The following is a 16,034-nucleotide window of genomic DNA, read 5'->3' as shown; positions in this document are numbered from 1 at the left end:
CGCCAAGCTGCTCGCGAAGGTCGCCGGATCAAGCCAAACTTCGGTCGTGCCACCGCTGCACGCGACGAATTCGCTATCGCCGTCAAACAGCGTGCCCTACTATCTCCATAACAGCGGCTAACAACCCGCGCCTTACTTCAATCCGGCTTATGTGAGGTCGCTCGAGCTCGCCGCGACGACCGATGCGACCTCACATAACCCTCCAGATTCCGTTTCAGCACGACGACGAAAAGGAATTGATCGAGGTCCTGACCGGGGAGCATCGGCGGTTTGTGAAAACGTTGCGCTACAACGTGCTGCCAGCGGTGCCGATGGCGTTCGGTCTTCTGACCGACGTTGACCAACAGGGAACCGCGCTTTTTGTCGTACCGCACGATGCCAAGGAGGCGGTACGGGCGGAATTCGACCATCTGATTTCAAGCTGCGAGCTCGAGACCTGGCGCTGGGACGCAAGCGGCCCCCGACCGGCGCTACCGGGCAAACAGCAGCGGCTTTCCGCTCCGCCCGGCAGGCAGGCTTTGGAATATTGACCGAACAACTGAAAAGCCGAAGCGCGGGCGACGGCTGGCGCACCCAGAGGGCAGGCTGAGCCTAGGGGCTTGCGCCTGGCGCCGGTGTTTACGCTAAAAGCGACCGTTGATCGGGGCCGTGACCAGGGGGTGCGAAAAGGAGAAAGCGATGCTGAAGAAATTCGACATGGATCCGGGAACGGGCATTGTCATCGCAACAGTCCTCATTTTGGTGCTGTCCGGCGCCCGGCTTTTGAACCAGTGGGACAGTCTATCGTTTTGGCGAGAGCCGGGGCTGATCGCGGCTATAGTTCTCGGATTGATTTCGGCGATTGCGCTTGCCGTCGCGTTCGTGGTCCGGCGATGGCCTCAGCAGAATGTACAGTATGATCCAACGCGCCGGGGACCGGTTATCGATTTGCAGGCGGATTCGAAGACTGACCAGCCTGGTTAGATGCGTTTCGGATATCGCGGAGGATGATGGCATTCGGATCGGGCACGTCAGCAAACTGCCACAGGCCAAGGTGCTGCTTTTTAGCGACCTCCTGCGCGACGATATAGGGAGCATGGACCGGAGCGCCGTTCGGAGTGACGGCCGCGAACGCCCAGCCGGTCGAGATCAGCGCCGTGCCGAGATCGATGCGAGAACCGGCCGCGGAACCTGAAGTAGGCTGCGCGACGCAAACGACGAAGCGCGTTTTGGTCGCGGCCTGCCAAGCGGCCGTGTAGCATTGAGGTTTGAGATCCCGGATGAGAGAGACGAGCATTGCAAGGCTTGCCTCCCCGCAATCGACATGCCCCCCTGCGCTATTTGTGAAATATGTGCCTCGCAGGCAGGCTTGAACGCCGTAGAGACGGTGGGTCTCACCGGCATAGGTCCAGGTGTCGCCGGTGCTGAACGATGCTGTGGCGGGGATCGGAAACCAGAGATTGGGTTTGTCCTCGGCCAGTGCCGGAACACTGGCGAGGACGGCCGCGAGAATGCCGGCGGCGGCGAAGCCACGTTTCATTATTGATACCTGCTCAGATTGAACCAGAACCGTTGTTTGCCGTCGGTCGTTGTGAGATCGAGATAGTTTGGCTCCGTCCTCTGCTCGCGCCGCGTCACGGCCGATGTTGGACGCGCACCGTAACCCGAACCTCTCGGGTTCGTGTCCCAAGAGGCATTCGTTGCATTCCGCGCAGCACAGAAAGCGCCGTTATTGTCAGGCTTGTAGACAGTTTGTGAGCGAGAGCTGTTGTCGCTCCCGCTCGATTCCGTCTCGGGCGAGACGGCGATCGTGCCGTCTGGGCAGGGTTTGAATTTCTCATATCCGATACGACCGGAACTGCCGGCCTCGGGGCACTGGGGCCAGGGCTCCCCATGCGCGACCATACGGAAAGCGCGCTCGACCGGAGGCACACATTTCCCGACGCTCGCCCAACCCTGCGGGTTGAGGATGCATAGCAAGACCTTACAGCCAAAATCATCAGCATGGGCCGGCGCCGGGGACAGAGCCGCCAAGGTCGGCAAAAACGCCACAACGGGAAGAACCTTGCTCATTTTCATTGTGTCTGCCTCATTTTCTCGATTGCAGTTCATCGATTCATTGTATTAATTCCGCATTCCAGAATCGGCAACGGCGCAGGATTATTTTAATGATTCGATCCCGCAAAACGGTACTTGCAGCGGGTGCGATCCTGGTGACGTGCCAAGCGGCGTCTGCACAGGAAGCTTCGCAGAAATTCCAGGACCGAGTTACGGCACCTGCCACGCGCAGCGTTAATGCTGCCGTCGACGTGAATGGCCGGGTTATGCCGGCCTACCAGGTTGAAAGCCAGGACGTGCAGCGGATCGGTGCGGCGGGAGGTGCTGACCGCGCGGCCGCTACGGTGACATCGACCTTGGCTGACAACCCATGCCCCGGCGTCGCTGCCCTGTCGAAGGACGAAGGACAGCGGATCGTCGAAGCGGTCGCGCGCCAGCAAGGCTTTGCCCCGCCCCTCGTCCTCGCGGTTGCCCGGGCCGAAAGCCGCTTCAATTCCGGCGCGCTATCGCCCAAAGGGGCCTATGGCCTGATGCAGCTTCTGCCGTCCACGGCGGTAAGCTACGGTGTCAATATCTGCGATCCCGCGGATAATGTGAAAGGCGGGATCGGCTTTCTGCGAGATCTGCATCGCAAATTTCCTAACCCGATATACATGCTCGCCGCCTACAATGCCGGCGAGGTCGCGGTTCTAAAATATAAGGGCGTGCCGCCCTACCCCGAGACGGTTGGCTACGTCGCCAACGTCATCAACGATTTCTACCAATGGCCATCGGTCGGGTCTGGGGCAGTGATGCCCACCGGGGTGGTGAGCCTTGACCTGGCCGTCGTTCAATCGGCTGCGGCCGGCGCAGCGGATCAACGAAATGATCCGACATCCCGCACCAACTCCCGCAATGGCAGCACAATGACGTCTCGCGAAGCGACGGTGCCGGTCTGGCAAGGCGGGATGGTGCAAAACTTTGACTGAGGAGAAGCTTTGATGACCTTGTGGAAGATGTTTGCTGCACGCAGCACTGGTGTGGCGATGCCGCTCATGCTCTTGGCAACGCAGGCGATGGCTGGGGGCGGAAATCTCCAGCCGGTGCAAAGCACGCTGCAGACGTTGGTGCAGACCCTGACCGGGCCGATCGCGACGGCTTTGGCGGTTCTGTTCTGCATTTTCATGGGCTTCATGGCCTGGGCGGCACGCCTGTCATGGTTTGTGGCCGGCAGCTGGGTCTTGGGTATCGTGCTGGTCTTCGGCTCGGCCCAGATCGTCGAATTCTTTCAATCCGCGGTCGGAAGGTGATCGGCATGGCAGACGGCCGGCTCGATCCTGGCGAGCCCAGATTGTTGATCACTCCGCTGGTCAAGGGCTTGACCCGAGCGCCGACGGTGCTCGGTATCCCCTACGAGCTTGCGGGGTTCATCGGCGTGCTGACCGCTGTCGTGTTCCTTGCAACCCATAATCTGGTCATGCTCTCTATCTGCGTGCCGCTCTATGCGGTTGCCAGGATCGCGATCCTGCGCGATCCCATGTTCATCGAGATCATGTTCATCCGTTCACGCAAGACGCCGCCCCGAAGCGCCAGCTTCTGGGGTGCGCGCAGTTATCGGGTGTGACCGTGGCGATCGCACGGGCTCTTCGCGATGAACTGAGTTTCGGGGCCGTGTCTCGTCGGGAGAATCCGGTTTCGGCCCATATACCCTATTCGCGGCATGTGTCCGACGAGGTGATCAAGACGCAGGACGGCATGTTGATGTCCTTCGTTCACATGAGCGGACTGTGCTTCGAGACGATCGATATCGCCGAGATCAATTCGCGCCTGCTCGGCCGCAACGATCTCATCCGGGGGTTGGCGAATTCCCGCTATGCGATCTACTCGCATATCGTGCGCCGCGAGGTAAAGCCGGCGATCGAGTCGAGCTTCGAGAATAAGTTCTGCCAAGAGCTGGACCAACGCTACACGGCGGCCCTACGCACCCACCGCATGTTTGTGAACGATATCTACCTGACCATCGTGCGGCGCGAGCTGCAAGGCACGGTCGGGACGGCGGATCTCGTGATCCGCAAGCTTTTGGGACGAAGGGCTGCGGACGGTCGCTCTTCGAGCGAGGAGCGGGCGCTGATCGAACTCACGGACGTGATGAAAGCCGTCCGAGAGAGCCTGCAGGCGTATGGCGCGCGGGTTCTCACCGTCGTCAAGCGCAGTGACGTTTGGCATTCCGAGCCGCTGGAATTCCTGGTGCAGCTGGTCAATGGCGGATTTCCGCGGCCGATGGCACTGCCGCGCATGAAACTCGCGGAGGCGCTAGCGACGAAGCGGCTGTTCTTCGGCCCGAATGCGCTGGAAATTCGCGGGGCGTTCCCTGGCGAAACGCGATACGGCGCCATCATTTCGGTAGGCGAGTACCCCTCCATCACGGGACCAGGGATGCTCAACCCCATGCTAAAAGTGCCGCACGAATTCATCGTCACGCAATCCTTCGCCATCATCGACAAGCCCCAGGCGCTGACCCAGATGGAGCGGGTCGGGCGCAAGATCGACATGTCGGATGAAGCCGGCTCGATCGTGGCCGATCAACTCGGTGAAGCGCGCGATGAGCTTCTGTCCTCGGAAGCGCTCTATGGCTTGCATCACCTGACGGTGCTGTGCCTCGGGAAAACCATGGACGACGTGGCGCGCTGCGTGACCGATGTCGGCACGGCGCTGACGGAGGTGTCCGCCCTGTGGGTTCGCGAGGACCTGAATTGTGAACCTGCGTTCTGGGCCAGCCTGCCCGGCAATTTCGCTTATGTGGCGCGCAAGTCGATGATCTCATCGAAGAACATGGCGGGCTTCTCCGCCTTTCATAACTATCCGAGCGGCCGGGCTGGCGGGGTGCATTGGGGAACGCCCATAAGCGTCCTCGAGACGACGTCGCAAACGGCCTACTTCTTCAACTTCCATGTTCGAGACCTCGGCAATTTCACTCTGAACGGTCCCTCGGGCTCGGGCAAGACGGTCTTGCTCGGCTTTCTCGCGGCACAGGCGCAGCGCATCACGCCGCGCCCCAAGCTGGTGATGATCGACAAGGACCGCGGCCTGGATATCTTCGTGCGGTCGCTTGGCGGCCGCTATGAGGTTCTGAAGGCCGGGGAGCCTTCCGGCTTCAATCCGTTGCGCCTGCCCGATACGCCGCGCAACCGGGATTTTCTCTTCCAGCTTTTCAGCTTCATGCTGCGTCGATCCGACGGATACGCCCACTCGACGCGCGAGGAGCAAGTCATCCGCAACGCGATCGCCCAGGTGGCGAGCGCGCCGCCGGAAGGTCGAACCATGGAGGAGTTCGCCGAGCTGTTGCGTGGTGCGATGCGCGCCGGCGATGACGACCTCTATTCGCGCTTGCAGCCATGGATGAGGCCGGATCAGCGCGGTTGGTTGTTCAACAACGCGGAAGACTCGTTTTCGATGTCGTCCATTTTCGGCTTCGACATGACGAGCGTGTTGAGCGACGCAACGACCAGCACGGCGGCCTTGCTCTATATCTTCCATCGCATCGAGGAGCTGCTTGACGGGCAACCGGTCATGATCTTCCTCGATGAAGGCTGGAAGCTGCTGGACAATGATATTTTCAGCTACTTCATCAAGGACAAGCTGAAAACCATTCGTAAGCTGAATGGCATCATTGGCTTCGGCACGCAGTCAGCGGCGGATATTGTGAAGTCATCGATCGCCAACACGCTGATCGAACAGACGCCGACCAATATCTTTTTCCCCAACCCGAAGGCCGACGAGGAATCGCACAGGGCGTTCGGGCTGTCGGAGCGCGAGATCAAATGGATCCGCGAAACCCCGCCTGAAGCCCGCAAATTCCTGATCAAGCATGATCAGGACAGCGTCATTGCGCGCCTCAATCTGGGCGCGATGCCTGACGCGATCAAGATCCTCTCCGGTCGAATTGAGACGGTTCAGGAGCTCGACGCGCTACGCGCGCGCGTCGGCGACGATCCGCAGGTTTGGTTGCCAATCTTTCTTGGGAGGGACCCGGAATGAAGACCATTATGGGCGCGACGGCCGCCCTTGTGACGGTGTTCGCGGGATCGACGGCCATGGCGGCCGTGCCGGTTTCTGACAGCCCGATCCTGTCGCAGCGGAGCGAGGACAAGGCCGACAAGGTTCAGATCAAGCTCATCCAGGAGGATACGAAGTCCGCCACGCAGGGCGTCAATTGCTCGGTAACGACACCCAAAAAGGCGCAGAACGTGAAGAGCCCGAAGGCTTCGGTCGATCCGGCCAGTGGCCGGGCGTCCTTGGAACAGGCCAATCCGGACATCAAGGGCTCTTCGGCGTTCGCCTCGACCGGGTCGGGATCGGGCGCTGTCGGCGGCAATGCCGGCGAAAGGGGCCAGTTGGATATCACCGGTCAGGTTCTCGGGGGCATGAATGGCAGCATGTCAACGGTGGCCCCCAATAAGCAGTCCTTCGAGACCATGGGTCAGGATATCGGGACCGACAAAACGGTCATGGAAGCCTTCGACCGAAACAGCGCAATCCGCGCCCAAGGCGGGCTGACCTTCAACGAGGTGATCCAGGCGACAGGGTTCTTCGCCCAAGCTTTCAACGTGCGAAACATCGGCACTGCCACACTGACAAGTCGGGGATCCTCCGGCCTGGTGGTGCTCACTCCCGCGTCCCCGCCGCCTGGCTCGGGTGGCTCGACAAGCTGTCCCGGGGCTATGAGCGGCGGCACGGCCGGCAACCCGTGCTGCCCCTCGACGGACAGCGCATGCACGGCGCCGCGCACGACCGACACGGTTGAAAACGTCTCGCCCGTGCTTTCGCAAATCCAAAGGGACGCGAACCGCGCTCCCGTGACAATGACGACCGACGAACTGATGTCGGCCGTCAAGCAATATCAGGCTCAATAGGAGAAAGCGCTATGCGTGGAATTCCGTTAACAGCGGCACTCTTCCTTGGCTTGGGCGGCATCGCCTTTGCGCAGGTGCCTACGATCGACGAGGCTAATCTGGAACAGGCTCGGCAGATTGCATCGGCCACGAGCGAGATCCTCAGCACCGACCGCAACATCATGAACTATACGCAAAAGACGCTGCAGGCCGTCACGGGCGACCGGTCTAGCCAAGCCGGCCAACTCGCGCAGATGGCCTTGGGCAATGGCGGCTTCTCCATGGGGGACGCGCCTTCGCTTGGTAGCGTGATCTCGGGCGGCTCATTGTCGTTCGCCGGCCTCGGCAATGGATCGCAGGGCATCGTTTCAAACATGATCAATGGCTTGCAGCTGGTGAAAACCATTTCGGGCCTGATCAATGGCCAGACGACGCAGATGGATAAGAACTACAGCGCCCTGGTGAACGTCGCGGCCACTGTTACCGGGCTGGTGGACTCCTCGCAAAATGGGGTGAAGACTCGTTCCAGCGCTTTTCAGTCGGGCGCTCAACGGATCGGCACGGCGCAGGACATCAAGGGCTCGATCGATCAGAACAGCCAGATCATGGTGCAAACGGGTCTGACCGTGAACGAGCTGATCGGCGCGGTGAACACCGCTACGGCTGCCGCCAACCAGGAAAACATCGATCGTATGAACCTGATCACGCAGGCCTCGCGGGGGCTCGAATACAAGTCCGGCCAATGACGGTGCGCTTTCTTCTATCAGCGGCCGCCATCATTGGCGCTGTCGCGACCTCCGGGTGCGGCCACAAGCCGCTCAAGGCTCCATGCTCGCGCGACGAGGGACCGATGCAGCCGATGGCGTTCGCGGCGCCCGAACCAAGAACAGAAGCGAAGAAGCCATTCGAGTGCGGTCCGATGAAGGCACTCAATAGCGATCCATCTCTGTTTCCAGGTGGGATGGCAAAAAAATGAACTTCAATATCACGACGCTTCTGCAACAGGTCGACAAGTTCGGCAATAACTATGTATCGCAAGCCTACCAGAACCTGGCGTCGGCCCTGACCGGCGGCGGACAGGTGGGCGTCGCCGGCCTGATGCTGACGCTGTACGTGATATTCTGGGCCATCGGCATCTGGCAGGGAACCTCGACCGGATCGGGAAAAGAGATGGTCTGGCGCCTGTTCCGCGCCTTCGTCATCTACGCTCTGGCGACGAGCTGGGGGGACTTTCAGACATATGCCTATTCGTTCGCGAATGAGACACCTTCCGCGATCGGGAACAGCCTTCTGACGAGCGTTTCGGCCAATGTGACCGGGACATCGGCCGGGCTGAACTCCGTCAACTCGGTGCAGACGGCCCTGCAAAATATCTGGGATTCGCTCGCCAATTCCACCTCCGCCTTTATCAAGAGCCTTGGGGTGTTGAACTTCGGCGGCTACGTGCTGGCGGCGATCATCCTTGTCGTCGGCGCGCTGCTCATCGGTTATGCGATCTTCCTCATCATCCTGTCGAAGATCTTTCTTTGGCTTTTGCTGGCGCTCGCCCCAGTGTTCATCATTCTTATGCTGTTCGGCTACACGACCCGGTTCTTCGCCGGCTGGGTAACCGCGATCGTGCAGTACATGTGTGTGCAGATACTGGTCTACGCATTCTGTGCCTTCTTCATCTCGATCACCCAGACTTATTTCGACGCGGTCAACCGGTCGAACGGCGCTGCGACAACGACCTTGACCGAAGCCGCGCCGCTGATCCTGATCTGCCTTGTTGGCGTGCTGCTGCTGTCGCAAATCACCAACGTTGCCGCCTCTCTCGCGGGGGGAATTGGTATTGGAACGCCTTCGTTTGGGCGCTTCTACGGCGGCGCCTTCGCAGCGATGGGCCAAGCCGGTCAGCGCAGGCTGATGGGACGCTTGGGCTGGAGCACCCGGCAGGAACGCCTGGCGGGTCGCGAGCGGGCACGCGTGAGCCTCGCACAGAGAAGGTATGAGAATTCAGCGGAATATGCACGGCTTTCCCGAAAGCTAACGGATCCCGCATAGGTTTGGGGCACCAATGAGCGATGTGAAGGAAAACGCTGGGCGACAGGCGAAGGAAACCGAGTCTCCCTTGCCGTACTACGTGGATGCGGCAATCTGGGAAAAAGATATCGCGCGGCGCAATCGCTGGTCGCGATCTCTGGCGTGGTGTGTGGCAAGCGTCGCCTCGGTCATTGCCGTTGCAGCGGTGGGCGCGCTGATCCTTGCGCTGCCGCTCAAGACTTATGAGCCCTACATGGTGGTGGTCGACAAATCCACCGGGTTTGTCGAGGTCAAGCGGCCGCTGGCCGACGGTCCTTTGCAGCAGGACGAGTCGATGGGGATGTTCGATATCGTACGTTATGTGAAGGCTCGCGAGACCTACGATCCGAAGGCGCTGAAGGACAACTTCGATCTCGCGCAATTGCTGAGCGCCGGCGATGCCTCGAGGGAGCTCGTCGAGCTTTTCAGCCCGGCAAACAAGGTGACGAACCCTGTCGTGCTGTACGGGCGAAACTCCGTCGTGGCTGTGACCGTGAAGTCGGTGACGTTTCCCAACCAGAGGACCGCCCTGGTCCGGTTCATGACGGAGGAAAAGAGCCAGGCGAACACCGTGCAGCGGCATTGGGTGTCATTGATCCGGTTCCGCTACACCGGCGTGCCGGCCAAAAACGAGATCCGCTTTCAAAATCCGCTCGGCTTCCAGGTGCTCGAATATCGGCGCGATCAGGAGACGGCCCCGGCACCCACCGCGGAGACACCGCAATGAAGGTCGCCGCCATCCTGATGGCAATCGGGCTCGGCGTTTGCGCGGTTCAGCCGGCCCTTGCCGAACAGACCCCTCGGGCGGGATCTCGTGACAGTCGCATTCGCTTCGTCTGGTATCAGAAGGACGATGTGGTGTCGGTGCCGGCCAGCTATGGCGCCTCGACCATGATCGAATTCGGCGATGACGAGAAAATCGAAACCCTCGGCGCTGGCGACGTCCCGGCCTGGAGCATCGAGCCCAACAAGAAGGGCAATGTGCTGTTTGTGAAGCCGATCGAGAAGAATGCGGGCGGAAATCTCAACGTCCTGACGAACAAGCGCAGCTATGTGTTCTTCCTCAACGGCGAATTTCGGCCGGTTGCGCAACAAGTCTATGCGATCAAGTTCCGCTATCCCGAAGAGGTGTCGGACGCGGCGCTGATGGACGAAGCCCGGGCCCGGGCGGCACAGCCGAACCGGCAGGGTTTCAAGGCCGAAAACGCCAACTCGTCCTATGCCTACAAGGGGTCGTCGGCAAATAAGCCGCTCGTGATCTACGACGACGGCGTGAAGACCTGGTTCCGCTTCGATCCAGCAAGGGAAGTGCCGGCGATCTATGTCGTTGATAGCGAGCGCAATGAGACCCTTGTGAATTATCGCCGCGAGGGCGCGTACATCGTCGTCGACAAGGTCAATTACCAATGGACGCTGCGCAACGGCAACGAAGCAACCTGCGTCTTCAATCTGAGACTGAACAATGTGAACGAACCGACCGGGCTTGAACCTTACGAGCCGCAGCGTGTCGGCGGTGGGGCTGTTCGGAAAGTGAGGGGACCCGATGCCATCTCCCAATGAGTACAGAATGCTCGCCGAGGAAGGCACGGCGGTCGCCCCGCCAAAATTCGGGGCGAGCACATTCTTCAAGATCGTGGTGCCGCTGGGTGCGGTGGTCTTCGCCGGCTGGATGATCTATGCGGCGACGCGTGCGCCAGACAAGCCGCTGTTGACGGCGTCGGATGGCGAGGAGTTTCACACCACACAGTTTCCCGCACCTGGGCTCGATACGCCGCGTCCCCAGCTTGATAACGGGACCCTGAAAATTCCGACGGCTCCCGAGGAGCCGCCGGCCGCGCCGGCGCAGCCGCCGTCGACGGTCGAGGCTCCGCCTCCCCCTCCACCAGCATTGCAACCGCCTGCAGCTCCACCGCAGGTCCAGGACGATTCCGAGGCCCGTCGCCTGGCTGAGGAAGAACGACGCAGGCAGGAAGAAGAGGAGCGGCGCAAATGGGAGCGCTTGCGCGCCAAGCAACTCGTCGTCGATAGCGGCGATGCGCCTGGCAGTGCATCAGCACTGGGCGGCAATGGAACGGATGCAACGGCGGCCGGGAACACAAGCGAGGGCGAGGAGGACCCCAACCGGCGTTTTTTGGCACGGGCGAGCCAGAGCGGAGCGGATACATCGAAGGCCACGATGAACCCGCGCACGGACGCTCTGGTCGCCCAAGGGACGATGATCAAGGGCGTGCTCGAGACGGCGATTCAGAGCGATCTTGCCGGTATGGTTCGGGCCGTCGTGTCGGAGGATGTGTGGTCGTTCGACGGTCGCAGGGTTTTGATCCCCGGTGGCTCCCGCCTTATCGGTGAATATCGCAGTGGCCTCGCAACCGGCCAAACGCGGGTGTTCATTGTGTGGACACGCCTGCTTCGATCGGACGGCATGTCGGTGCAGCTCGGTTCGACCGGCACCGACGAGCTCGGTCGCAGCGGCATGCCGGGCGAGGTCGACAACCATCATTTCGAGCGCTTCGGCTCGGCGATCCTTTTAAGTGTCGTGGGTGGCGCGATGCAGCTCATCGCCAACCTTGGCAACGATCAGAACGGGTCGAACACCAATCAGACCGATACTGATCCGCAGACCGGACAGACGGTGACAATCCAGACGCAACCCAACCAGTACATGCAGAACGCGCGCCAGATCGGCGCGCAACAGGTCTCACAAAGCCTCAACCGCATTGCTGAAGAGGCGCTTCGCAATTCGATCAATATCGCGCCCACGATCCATGTCGATCAGGGGTCGCGCATCATGGTGTTCGTCCGTCGCGACCTCGATTTTTCGGAGTTCTATCCGGACCCGGTACGCGAGGCGTTGAGGGAGATACGACGTGAGCGGGCAGCAAAGAACCGTCTTTCTAAATAAGGCGCTGGAGCCGGTGCGGCGCTGGCTCGACGACGATCGCGTGGTCGAAATCTGTGCGAACGGGCCTGGACTTGTGTGGGTCGAAATTGTTGGCTCGACACATATGGAGCCCTTCGACGTCCCCGAGCTCGACCGCGCCGCGATCACTTACCTCATGGAACGTATAGCGGCATCATCCTCGCAATCGATCAGCGAGGAAAATCCCTTGCTTTCGGCCGCCCTCCCCGGCGGCGAACGCTTCCAGGGCGTGCTTGCGCCGGCGACGCCGACAGGAGGCGCCTTCGCGATCCGCAAGCAGGTCGTGAAGGATATGCGCCTTGATGATTACCGGAAGCGGGGGTCGTTCGATACGATCTCCGTCCAGGATCCCGGCGAATTGAGCGAGACCGACAGCGCCCTTTGCGAATATCTCGACGCCGGCAAGATCGAGGATTTCCTCCGCCTGGCCGTGCGGGAACGGTATTCGATATTGCTTTCAGGAGGCACATCGTCGGGCAAAACGACGTTTCTGAACGCGATTTTGCACGAGGTGCCTTCGGATGAGCGGATCCTCACCATTGAGGATACGCGAGAGGTTAAACCACACCAGCCCAACTATCTGCCCCTCGTCGCATCAAAGGGCGACCAGGGCCTGGCGCACGTGACCGTTGAAACGCTGCTGCAAGCCGCCATGCGGTTGCGGCCGGATCGAATCTTCCTGGGCGAAATCCGGGGAGCGGAAGCCTATTCGTTCTTGCGCGCCGTCAACACAGGTCATCCCGGATCGATCACGACGATCCATGCGGACAGCCCGACCGGTGCGTTTGAGCAGCTAGCCTTGATGGTCATGCAGGCTGGGCTCGGGCTGAGCAAGGCAGAGATCATCGATTACGTGCGGTCCGTCCTGCCGATTGTGATCCAACAAACGCGCCGGGGCGGCTGGCGCGGAACTTCGGCGATCTGGTTCAACCGCATGACCGAATGGAGAGCCGCCAGAAAGGTTCCCCAGAATGTCTCGCGTATTCGCTTATAGGCTTCTCCTCGGCCTCATCGGCCTCGCCGCCTTCCTTGCCCTTTGGAGCCTGGCCTACGAGCTGGTGACGACATGGCGGTGGAATCCCGCCCTCCCCTCTGAAGGCGCCTCGCGCTGGGGGCTTCTAAAGTACCAGAACGCGCAACGCAGCTTAAGCGGCCTGTTCGTTGCCTGGCAGCATTTCAGTCAGCGCCTGGCCTATCATCCCACGCAGAGCGAGACGATCATCCGGGGCGCGATCGCGGTCGCGGTTGTCGTGGCGATCGGCGTCGGCTTGATCTTTGCAGGCCTGATCAATCGCAGGCCAAAGCACTACGGCGATGCGCGGTTCGGCACAATCATGGACGCCGAAAGGAAAAACCTGCTGGCAAAGCAAGGCTTGATCCTCGGCAAGATGGGTGGGGCGACGATCCGCTCGGACGAGCCCGCGCACGTCTTGGTGGTCGGGCCGACCCGATCCGGCAAGGGCGTCAGCTTTGTCATTCCGAACGGTTATATGTGGCGAGGATCCTCGGTGTGGTTCGATCCGAAGCGAGAGAACTTCGAGGCGTTCGGTGCGCACCGGCAGGCTCTCGGCGATAAGGTCTTTTTCTTTTCGCCCGGCGAGCAGGATTCGCATCGCTATAATCCGCTGGATTTCATCCGGCGCGATGCTCGCATGCCGACGGACTGCGCGGTGGTCTCCTCTTTCATCATCCCCGAGGCGACAGGAAGTTCCGAGATCTGGGCGCGCGCCGGCCGGCAGCTGCTTTCGGCCATGATAGGCTATGTGCTGACGTCACCACGCTATGAGGGGCAGCGTCATTTGCGCGCCGTCGCGATGCTTCTTTCGACCGGCGTGGATTTTCTCAGGGTGCTGACGAATATCCGCAATGACGAGGAAAAATATCTGCCTTCGTGGGTCGTGCACGGGCTCAACCAGTTCATTGCGCTGGAAAAGGAAACGCGAAACTCGGCCTACTTCAACCTGACGGCGGCTCTCAACCCCTGGACCAATGATCTCGTTGCAGCCGCTACGGCGTCGACCGATTTCGATATCTCGAAGTTTCGCAAGGACCCGACGGCTCTCTTCATCGGCTGCTCCGTGGCGCAGCTCGACGTGTTCCGGCCCATTATCAAACTCTTGGTTCAGCAAATCCATGATGTGCTGATGGCTTCCTCGCCAGGCCCTGACGAGCCATATCAGGTCCTGGTGATGATCGACGAGTTTCGCCAGCTCGGCAAAATGGAGTCTATCGTTTCCAAGCTGGCGATCAACGCGGGCTATGGCTTTCGCATGGTTCTGATCCTGCAGGATCTAGCCCAGCTTGACGAAGTCTATGGAAAAGCGACGCGGCAGACCACGGTGACCGCGTGCCAGGTGAAGCTTTTCATCCGCATGAACGACGTGGAGACCTCGGAACATGTCTCTGTAATGCTGGGACCGACCACGATCGAGGTGCCCACAGCGATCATCAGGGCTGGTCAAGGTATATTTGGGGGCCGAGACAAGAGTTTAAGTTATCAGGAAAGGCCGTTCCGGACGGCGGCGGAGCTTCGGCAAATGCCGGCGAAGCAGGCCGTGGTTCTGGGCTCGAGCCCCCCTGGTTTCATGGTGCGCAAGATCACCTATTATAAGGACGCTCCCTATAAGGCGACCTATCAGGAATTTCGGCACCGGCGCTTGAAGGTTCCGCCTCTCTCACGATGGCAGGATCTTCCGCTGCGCTCCATGGCGGAGGTCGAAGCGGCGGCTAACAACGCGCCGGCGGCACCTTTCGAGTTGGGGGAACCCGATACCGTCGAAGCACCGGTTTCAGGCGATACAGCCTATGCCGATGCGGTGTCGCCTGCGACTGGTGCGGCGGCTGAAAGGGTTGATCCCGTCGCGTTAAAGCCGAAAGTAAAGAGCGACAGCGCGGACGCACCAAAGGCGCTGCCAAGCTCAGGCCGTCCAACGGGCGGTGAGGCTAAAGCAAAGAGCGAGGTCGCCGCTGAAGTTCCGGAGTTGAAGCCGAAGCGGACCGATCAGACGGCGGATGATGCGGCGCGGCCCCTTCCCACCCTTGGCCGGCGATCGGCGCCGGCAGCATCAAAGGCGTCCGACCCGAGTGCGTCTGAAGGCAAGGCGAGTGTCTTGCAATTCCAAGTCCGGCCGGGAAACAAGTCCACGTCGATCGCCGCGCTGCTCGCATCGCTCGATCAGGACGTGGAGGCCGGCGCTCTTTCCCTGTCACCGTCAGTGGATAGCGGAGATGTCGACGGGGTACCGTCAGCCGCTCTTGAGGCGCTGCAGGATCAAATTAGACGTCACGGCGATCGCTAGGACGTGAATTCAGTTGAATACAAATGAGCGATTTGTGTCTTCAGTGCCTATGTCGAGTGTGAGAACAAGACGAAGCGTCCCTAATCCGATGGCGGGCGCATCGAACCGTTTCGTTGCGCCTCCCGGTTCTGGGTGGGGACGTGAGCTGATTGCTGGTCCGTAAAATGCGATTGATTTTCACTCTACCCAACATGTATCAAAACCGATACAGTGCACCCCGATGAAGGTGATTGAATGGCTTGGAAGCAGCAGAGCGGATGTTCGAGCGTTTCCTGACGATGCGCGGATAGAGGCCGGCTGGCAGCTCGAACTTGTCCAGCGCGGCGACGATCCCGACGACTGGAAGCCTATGCAGATCGTGGGGGCCGGCGTCAGGGAAATCAGAGTCCGGGAGGCATCGGGAGCGTTCCGCGTCATCTATCTGGCAACGCTGGAGGACCGCGTTTTGGTGCTTCATGCGTTCCAGAAGAAGACACAGGCCACATCCAAAAAAGACCTCGATCTGGCGGCTCAACGGCTAAAACGATGGAAGGCAGAACGATGAACGTAGAAATCTATGAGAACGTCTGGGACGCCCTGGCGGACACCGAACAAGAGGCAGCAAACCTCAAGGCGCGCTCGGCGCTGCTCTACGAAATCCGTAAGGCAGTCCAGCGTTGGGGCATTCCTCAGGAGGAAGCCGCCAAGCGGCTCGGTCTGACGCGCCCTCGCACCAATGATCTGCTGCGCGGTAAGCTCGCCAAATTCTCGCTTGACGCCCTCGTCAACATCGCCGCCTCCGCTCACCTGGATATAGAAATCCGGGTGAAGGAGGTTGCATAATCACGAGGTGTCTAATCCTCGTCT

The 16,034-nt window shown here is 60.5% G+C and carries 17 protein-coding genes; 16 read left to right on the top strand and 1 reads right to left on the bottom strand.

Annotated elements, in window-relative coordinates; translation table 11 throughout:
* Positions 1-182: 182 nt before the first annotated feature.
* Together ACZYHG_RS34295 and ACZYHG_RS34290 are read left to right on the top strand one after the other, a co-directional pair.
* Positions 183-530, top strand: coding sequence for a DUF1173 family protein (locus tag ACZYHG_RS34295; RefSeq protein WP_464614905.1), 348 nt, complete (start codon positions 183-185; stop codon positions 528-530).
* A 148-nt stretch (positions 531-678) separates the two neighbouring features.
* A complete protein-coding gene (locus ACZYHG_RS34290) occupies positions 679-963 on the top strand; it encodes a hypothetical protein (protein WP_156394383.1) in 285 nt (94 codons plus the stop codon).
* On the opposite strand, the gene ACZYHG_RS34285 is transcribed toward ACZYHG_RS34290, so the two are convergent.
* Complete coding sequence (locus ACZYHG_RS34285) at positions 920-1,519, bottom strand: thermonuclease family protein (RefSeq protein ID WP_464614904.1); 600 nt, start codon at positions 1,517-1,519, stop codon at positions 920-922. The genes ACZYHG_RS34290 and ACZYHG_RS34285 overlap by 44 nt on opposite strands.
* A gap of 628 nt (positions 1,520-2,147) precedes the next feature.
* Between ACZYHG_RS34285 and ACZYHG_RS34280 the strand changes: the two genes are divergently transcribed.
* The 14 genes from ACZYHG_RS34280 to ACZYHG_RS34215 all read left to right on the top strand — a co-directional run bounded on the left by ACZYHG_RS34280 (position 2,148) and on the right by ACZYHG_RS34215 (position 16,010).
* Complete coding sequence (locus ACZYHG_RS34280) at positions 2,148-3,005, top strand: lytic transglycosylase domain-containing protein (protein WP_464614903.1); 858 nt, start codon at positions 2,148-2,150, stop codon at positions 3,003-3,005.
* A 12-nt stretch (positions 3,006-3,017) separates the two neighbouring features.
* A complete protein-coding gene (locus tag ACZYHG_RS34275) occupies positions 3,018-3,326 on the top strand; it encodes a TrbC/VirB2 family type IV secretion system protein (RefSeq protein ID WP_023819752.1) in 309 nt (102 codons plus the stop codon).
* Between the two features lie 5 nt (positions 3,327-3,331).
* Positions 3,332-3,640, top strand: a complete 309-nt coding sequence (locus tag ACZYHG_RS34270; RefSeq protein ID WP_464614902.1) for a VirB3 family type IV secretion system protein — start codon at positions 3,332-3,334, stop codon at positions 3,638-3,640.
* Positions 3,641-3,642: 2 nt separating this feature from the next.
* Positions 3,643-6,054, top strand: a complete 2,412-nt coding sequence (locus ACZYHG_RS34265; protein ID WP_464615356.1) for a VirB4 family type IV secretion/conjugal transfer ATPase — start codon at positions 3,643-3,645, stop codon at positions 6,052-6,054.
* A gap of 8 nt (positions 6,055-6,062) precedes the next feature.
* The gene (locus tag ACZYHG_RS34260) at positions 6,063-6,929 is read left to right on the top strand and encodes a hypothetical protein (protein ID WP_464614901.1); all 867 of its coding nucleotides are present in this window, start codon (positions 6,063-6,065) and stop codon (positions 6,927-6,929) included.
* A gap of 11 nt (positions 6,930-6,940) precedes the next feature.
* A complete protein-coding gene (locus ACZYHG_RS34255) occupies positions 6,941-7,654 on the top strand; it encodes a type IV secretion system protein (RefSeq protein ID WP_464614900.1) in 714 nt (237 codons plus the stop codon).
* A 226-nt stretch (positions 7,655-7,880) separates the two neighbouring features.
* Positions 7,881-8,951 carry a TrbL/VirB6 family protein gene (locus tag ACZYHG_RS34250; protein ID WP_464614899.1) on the top strand — a complete coding sequence of 357 codons (1,071 nt, stop codon included), beginning with the start codon at positions 7,881-7,883 and terminating at the stop codon, positions 8,949-8,951.
* Between the two features lie 13 nt (positions 8,952-8,964).
* Positions 8,965-9,696 (top strand): VirB8 family type IV secretion system protein, encoded by a 732-nt coding sequence (locus tag ACZYHG_RS34245; protein WP_464614898.1) that lies wholly within the window; start codon positions 8,965-8,967, stop codon positions 9,694-9,696.
* A complete protein-coding gene (virB9, locus tag ACZYHG_RS34240) occupies positions 9,693-10,529 on the top strand; it encodes a P-type conjugative transfer protein VirB9 (protein WP_464614897.1) in 837 nt (278 codons plus the stop codon). Before ACZYHG_RS34245 ends, virB9 begins: the two co-directional genes overlap by 4 nt.
* A gap of 7 nt (positions 10,530-10,536) precedes the next feature.
* Positions 10,537-11,871, top strand: coding sequence for a type IV secretion system protein VirB10 (virB10, locus tag ACZYHG_RS34235; RefSeq protein WP_464614896.1), 1,335 nt, complete (start codon positions 10,537-10,539; stop codon positions 11,869-11,871).
* Positions 11,837-12,883 carry a P-type DNA transfer ATPase VirB11 gene (gene virB11 / locus ACZYHG_RS34230; protein ID WP_023819761.1) on the top strand — a complete coding sequence of 349 codons (1,047 nt, stop codon included), beginning with the start codon at positions 11,837-11,839 and terminating at the stop codon, positions 12,881-12,883. The genes virB10 and virB11 overlap by 35 nt, the downstream gene beginning before the upstream one ends.
* Before the next feature lie 256 nt (positions 12,884-13,139).
* Complete coding sequence (locus ACZYHG_RS34225) at positions 13,140-15,188, top strand: type IV secretory system conjugative DNA transfer family protein (RefSeq protein WP_464614895.1); 2,049 nt, start codon at positions 13,140-13,142, stop codon at positions 15,186-15,188.
* Positions 15,189-15,408: 220 nt separating this feature from the next.
* Positions 15,409-15,732, top strand: coding sequence for a type II toxin-antitoxin system RelE/ParE family toxin (locus ACZYHG_RS34220; RefSeq protein WP_027054595.1), 324 nt, complete (start codon positions 15,409-15,411; stop codon positions 15,730-15,732).
* The gene (locus ACZYHG_RS34215) at positions 15,729-16,010 is read left to right on the top strand and encodes a helix-turn-helix domain-containing protein (protein ID WP_464614894.1); all 282 of its coding nucleotides are present in this window, start codon (positions 15,729-15,731) and stop codon (positions 16,008-16,010) included. Before ACZYHG_RS34220 ends, ACZYHG_RS34215 begins: the two co-directional genes overlap by 4 nt.
* Positions 16,011-16,034 lie beyond the last annotated feature (24 nt).

The organism is Mesorhizobium subarcticum (assembly GCF_055456085.1).
The sequence above is the reverse complement of the archived record's forward strand: the minus strand, read 5'-3'. Positions and strand labels throughout refer to the sequence as shown.